We start from the raw sequence: 6,000 nt of genomic DNA, 5'->3' as shown, positions 1-6,000 counted from the left end.
ACAAACTCGTGCAACTAGCATGGCTAAATCGGACTCCAATAGCAATGACCTCCGGCAGGATCAACCGGAATGTAATGCTCTTCCCCAGCAAAGCTGGGGGAGTTGGCGGTGAATGTAAGTACACTCACACATTTGGGTCCACACGTTCGGTGACCGTTGATCGAACGACCGATCGGGCGTCACCGAACTACCAAGGCTCACATCAGATCCCGTCTGTACGGCGGACCGCAGGGGCGGGGTCCTCATCTTCTTCGTACTAATACACAATCGCCGACCACTACTTAAGGCCTACGAAGCTTCACTTCAAAGGTAGTTAGTACCACACTGGCTACCAAGATAGAGATTCAAGAAACTCCGCGTCTGGAGTAGTCTGCGTCACTTCTGAATCGTGGCTACACCGGTACGCTATTCGAATCCGGCGACTCGAGCGAACGCTTCCGAAACGAGTATCAGTACCTCACAAAGCATCCTCAGCAAACTGACGCTGGAGCGTGAGTTACTATCGAACCAGAGCTCGAATTCGCACTCTGAAGATCTACTCCACAACGAGAGATAGGAGGTCGTCGCAGTCGGCGGCTGAACGCCGCCGACGCGACAGCGTTACCACTGATCGCCAGGGTAAGATCGGTCACTAGTTACCGGTGGAACCGGTCGTCCGGTGGCCGATTCGCGGGGACGGCCCGACGCACCGCAAGGGCCGTCCACGCTGCCCGTGTCACCATATCGACGAACTCTTCGAAAGGCCACCACCAGAGGCGACGCCCGCCTTGGCGGGGCGTCGCCACATACTCCCAGTGCAAGTACCGCCAGATGTTCTGAATCAGGAGACTGAGTACGACGAATAACAGCCGTCTCGTGGGATCTTGCGTCGTCGTCGAGATGATTGTTGACTCGGAGAGACGGTAGCTCGCTTCGATCCCGAACCGTTTGCTGTAATGGGATCGAGCCCGTCGAGGTTCATCGACAAACGGCGCGTCGACGGCGTAGCCATGACGCGCCACCCCGTGCTCACCGTATCGACCGTTCTTGTAGGTACAGTCGATCATCACTGGAAACTCGACGGTCCACTCGTATTCGCCGTAGGACGTCGTGAGATCGTGAGTGATCTCACGACTCCAACCGGTGCTGAGTTCGTTCTTGATCTTGCTGCCCCACTTGATCACTGGAACGATGTACGCGAAATTGTGTGCTTGGAGCAATGTGAGACACTTGCCGTCGTAGAAGCCGCTATCAAGATATACCGCTTTAACGTCGAAATCGAAGTTGTTGAGCAGTCCTAGAAACTCTGCGAGGACATCGCTGGTGGTGTCGCCGTCGGTGAGACGGCGCACCCGCCAAGGTGTAGCGCTTGTCGTTCACGCGGGCGTAGAGTGTGGCGTAAGCATGGAACGCAGTTGTTCCTGCTTTGGCCTCACTGTAGTAGAGGCCGTCAGTCTCGTCTTTGTCACCATAGTAGGGTCGCAGGTGGAGGTCAGCGACGACCTCCACCTGCTGGGGAGTGTTTCAAGGATATCCTGTTGGAGAAGCGTGTTCCCCGTAGATTCGACAGTTTCGAGGTCAAACTTGGAACGGAGGTGGTAGAGGACGTCATTGGCAGAGGGAGCGTCTTTGCTCTCCTTACAGAGTGAGGAGATCGAGGTCGCGCCGACGGGACCTCGAAAATGTCCTCTGGGTCGATTTCAGCGTTCTCACTGAGGTCAAGAGTAAACGCGCCGGTGAGAACGTTGACGAGAAAATTAAGAAGCTGGTCCTCGTGGATTTCACTGTCTGCTTGCTGCTGTTTGCTAGGCACATTCACAGCAAGCAGACGTTCTAACTAAGCGGCTTTGTGAAGTACTGAGTATTCAAACCAAACCCCGATCACTCGCGACGCGGTGTTTCTCTTTCAGCTCCTGTGCTTCGAAAGACATGCATGGAGCACGACTTTTGAATCGACATCAATCGCGGCGTAGAGCCACGCTTTCTCTTCGTTTCCAAGTTGAATCTGTTTCTCATCGACTGCAACACGGTCCGGTTCTGCTGTGAAGTCTTGCTTGTAATAATCAGCGTAGGATTGGTACCAGTGCTGAATCGTCGCTCGGCGTCGTTCGACACCGAACCGCTCACAGAGGTCTCGACACTCTGCTAATGAGGCCGCTCCAGCATGGACAGCGCACGCCAGCCTGGCTGATCAGGCTGGCGTGCGCGTCCGATCACTATCCAAAATCCACATCAGAAGAACTCGTTACATCGACGTGGAGTTCTTCGAACAGCATGTTCCCACTTCCCTCGAAGAACTCTGCTCAGTTTAACCTCAATCTAGCAGTGCCCCTCTATGAGATAGGTTTAGTCCTCTATATGTAGTAGTTCTGTTATAATGTATGGGTATATCAACGGGAATTATATCATTGGTATGTCATATACAATAGCTGGCAGGGATACTACTTGCAGATGACGCGTATACCATTATCCGCCAGTTTCGAGCCTACTAGTGATATCGGGCGTGCATACACTGATCATGGCTCTTACAAATGTTCTGCCAACAGGCGATTCGTCCAGCGGAACCGAGACAGACCATCCGACCGATTACGTAACAGATCGTCTCGAAGCAGGAAAGGAAACAATCAGCGGTGTTTCGATGCGAATCCGTCGTACGGCTGGCGAGCAAGTCGCCGGTGTTATCGATCGAGGAGTAGACGAACTACGGACGCAGTCTGAGACCCGAACTGAGACTGGCATCCGCGACCGACTCGTCGAGCGAGCCGCCAACGAACTGTGTGAACGGTTTGTGGATCGAACTGTCGACGAACTCCGTGAGCAGTCCGACCTGAATCTCAACATCGACGATACACTCGATCGTACACTCGAGTCATTTTTGCGCCGATATAATCTGAACGCAACCCGTCTCGACGACGATACACTGACCGCGATCCGGAACCAGTTGGCCTCAGAAACTGCCGTGAGTACAGATGAGTTGCTCGAGCAGTTCGTTGCCGACAATTCGGGACAGCCGTCGGCGGAGTCGGATGTGGGATCGCAGTCAGACGCGACGGAGACAGTCGACTACGGGCTCACAGAAGCGTACTCTCATTTCTGTACAGAATTGGATATTGAGACGGATCAGTCCATCGACCGCGTTCTCGAGGACATCCTCCAGCGGGACGCCGTTGTCGTCGGCCACGCACTCGAACGAACGCTGACCGAGGAGGTACCACAGATAGTCAGTGACCAGTCACGTGACGTAGCTGGAATCGAGGGCTCACAGAAACCGAGTGCTCAGTCGAGCGACGCGACCGCAACCCTGTCAGACGGAAAAACTGATCGACCAGCTGCCGCGATGGCGCTTGTAGCAACGGCACTCCTCTCAGACAACGTGGGCGGTGATCGAGCCCTCGCCCGTGTGCTCCCGGCCCTGGCGTCGAATCTGACGAACGGAGATAGCCGAACCGCCACACGAGAGCGTGTCTTATTCGAGATCCTCTCGAATCTGGTACTCGAGACTGGAAACGAAGACGGGGGAATCGATCTCGCAGCACTTCGGTCACAGTCGACCGGCTCATTGGCGCTCGTCGCGCTCTTCATCGCTAATCTCATCGCGATGGGGCTTGGGGCGTGGGTATCTCACAAGCGTGCACCGCCGATTCCCGACGAGATTCGCGGACCGGATGGGGAACCGATCGTCACGGACGAGCAAGTACAACTCGGCAAGAAAGCGTTCCAGGCAAACGGCCTCATGAACCTGGGCTCGATCCTGGGTAACGGCTCGTACTTCGGGGTCGATCTCACCGCGGATGCGCTGGCGCTAAAAGCCGAGTTCATGCGTGAGTATTACGCTCGCCAGCACGGTGCTGATTCATTCGACGCACTTGACGATGACGAGCAGGCAGTCATCGCAGAACGCGTCGAACAGGAACTCGACGCAGATGCTCCGGAGAGATCAATTGCCCAGTACTCAGCGGCCGAAGCCTATGCCCATCATCGTATTCGGGACCAGTACGTCGACCGGTACTACGGCGGCTCACCGGAACGAGGGATTCCGTCGAAGTTCGTCGGATCGGTCGACCATGCTAAACGAATCGCTGATTTCGCATGCTGGACGGCGTGGATGTCCCACACCAACCGGCCTGGCTCGGATCACTCCTATACGAACGACTGGCCGTACGTGCCTGCAACCGGAAACCGACCGACAGGACAGGTACTGGTCTGGAGCACGGTCAGCGTCATCCTCCTCATCGCTGGCGGCGGCGCTGGCGTCTGGGCGTACCACTCGTTCGATTTCGCCGAACCGACGACCGAACTCATCGACGTCCCTTCCCCTGATGAAGTATCGATCACGCCGACCCAGTACGCTGCAGCGTGGTACGTCCCCGTCGCCGGGGCGCTGTTCGTCGCACAAGCGCTCGTTGGTGCGCTGCTCGCCCACTACTATGTCGAACGGACTGGATTCTACGGTATCGGGGACGCACTCGGGATCGACATCGTCTCGCTGTTGCCGTTTTCCGTCGGTCGTACCTGGCACGTCAACCTCGGTATCCTCTGGATCACGACGCTGTGGCTCGCAGGTGGGCTTTTCCTGCCAGGACTGTTCAGTGATCGCGATCCACCTTGGCAGGCCGAGGGCACAACTGCACTGCTTGGCGTGCTCGTACTCGCGACAGTCGGCGCGTTCACGGGCGTCTGGCTCGGCACACACGGCAAACTCGGCTCACCCGAGGACGGTGATCTCTGGTGGTGGCTCGGATCTGAGGGTCTCGAGTACCTCGAAGTCGGTCGACTCTGGAAGGTTGGGCTGCTCGGCGGCTTCGTCGGCTGGACGGGGCTAGTACTCCGTAGCGTCCGCCAACTGGATGAACCGCTGACTGGCTTGGGCCACTTCATGACCTATGCTGGTGGCTCGATCGCACTCATGTTCGCCGCGAGCATGCTCTATACGCCCGAGACGAACATGGCAGTCACGGAGTTCTGGCGCTGGTGGGTCGTTCACATGTGGGTCGAGGGCGTTTTCGAGTTCTTCGTCACCGCTGTGATTTCCGTTGCACTGGTGTCGATGGATCTCCTCGAGAGAGGTGACGCGGAAAAAGCGATTCTCTTCGAAGTGTTCGCGATCATGGCGGCAGGAATCGTCGGTGTCTCCCACCACTACTGGTGGGTCGGCCTTCCCGACTTCTGGGTCCCGCTTGGAACAACGTTCTCGACCCTCGAGTTCGTCCCGCTCGTGTTCGTCCTCTATCGAAGCTTCGGCGAATATCGGTCGTTGAAAGCTCAAGGCGAGGCATTTCCCTACACGATACCACTCTTGTTCATCGTCGGCAGTAGCGTTTGGAACTTCGTTGGTGGTGGAGTGCTTGGTTTCTTCATCAATCTCCCGGTTATCAACTACTATGAACACGGAACCTACCTGACCGTTGCACACGCTCATACCTCGCTGTTCGGCGCATTCGGGCTACTTGCACTCGGTCTCGGCACGTATATTCTGCGTGTCGTCACACCCGAAGCGGCGTGGGATCCGACGTGGTTCCGGGGCGCGTTCTGGCTGACGAACGTCGGACTCGTCATCATGTCCGTCGCATCGTTACTCCCTGTTGGATTCGTACAGTTGCAGACCGCCTATCAGGACGGATATGCTGCCGCACGGAGCCTCGAGTTCTACGAGCAAGATCACGTCCAGACGCTACTATGGGCACGAACGCTTGGAGACACACCGATGATCCTCGGCGCACTCGCCTTTACTGTCGGCGCGATTCGACACCTCTACGCAGCACGACAGCATTCCCTCGGAGACGGCTAATGGTTCGCTGTCGGCAGGGGGTGTTCGATGCGGAGTTTGCTGTAGCGCTCGATAGCGATGCCCTCGTCGAGGCGGCAGAGAAGTCTTGCGAGTGATAGCAGGTTTTGAGAGTTGAAACTAACGCTATTAATAGGCACCACTGGAAACTTTTTATATATTTTATTTAATAATTATTCTGTGTATTTGACTCCAACGGGAAATGAACCATGGAGAATGCAGACACTATGTGTAGC

Annotated in this window: 1 protein-coding gene and 1 pseudogene; one reads left to right on the top strand and one right to left on the bottom strand. The window is 56.1% G+C overall.

Features of this window, described 5'->3' with window-relative positions; translation table 11 throughout:
• Positions 1 to 635 precede the first annotated feature (635 nt).
• Positions 636 to 1,792 (bottom strand): annotated as a pseudogene (locus ACERI1_RS16615) (ISH3 family transposase).
• A 705-nt stretch (positions 1,793 to 2,497) separates the two neighbouring features.
• Between ACERI1_RS16615 and ACERI1_RS16610 the strand changes: the two are divergent.
• A complete protein-coding gene (locus ACERI1_RS16610; protein WP_373619581.1) occupies positions 2,498 to 5,767 on the top strand; it encodes a nitric-oxide reductase large subunit in 3,270 nt (1,089 codons plus the stop codon).
• Positions 5,768 to 6,000 lie beyond the last annotated feature (233 nt).

Origin of the sequence: Natrinema sp. HArc-T2 (assembly GCF_041821085.1) — an archaeon.
Lineage (GTDB): Archaea > Halobacteriota > Halobacteria > Halobacteriales > Natrialbaceae > Natrinema.
The sequence above is the reverse complement of the archived record's forward strand: the minus strand, read 5'-3'. Positions and strand labels throughout refer to the sequence as shown.

Bases quoted from the DNA above. Each gene is read 5' to 3' on its own strand.
- ACERI1_RS16610 (WP_373619581.1), top strand. From the start codon at position 2,498: ATGGCTCTTACAAATGTTCTGCCAACAGGCGATTCGTCCAGCGGAACC.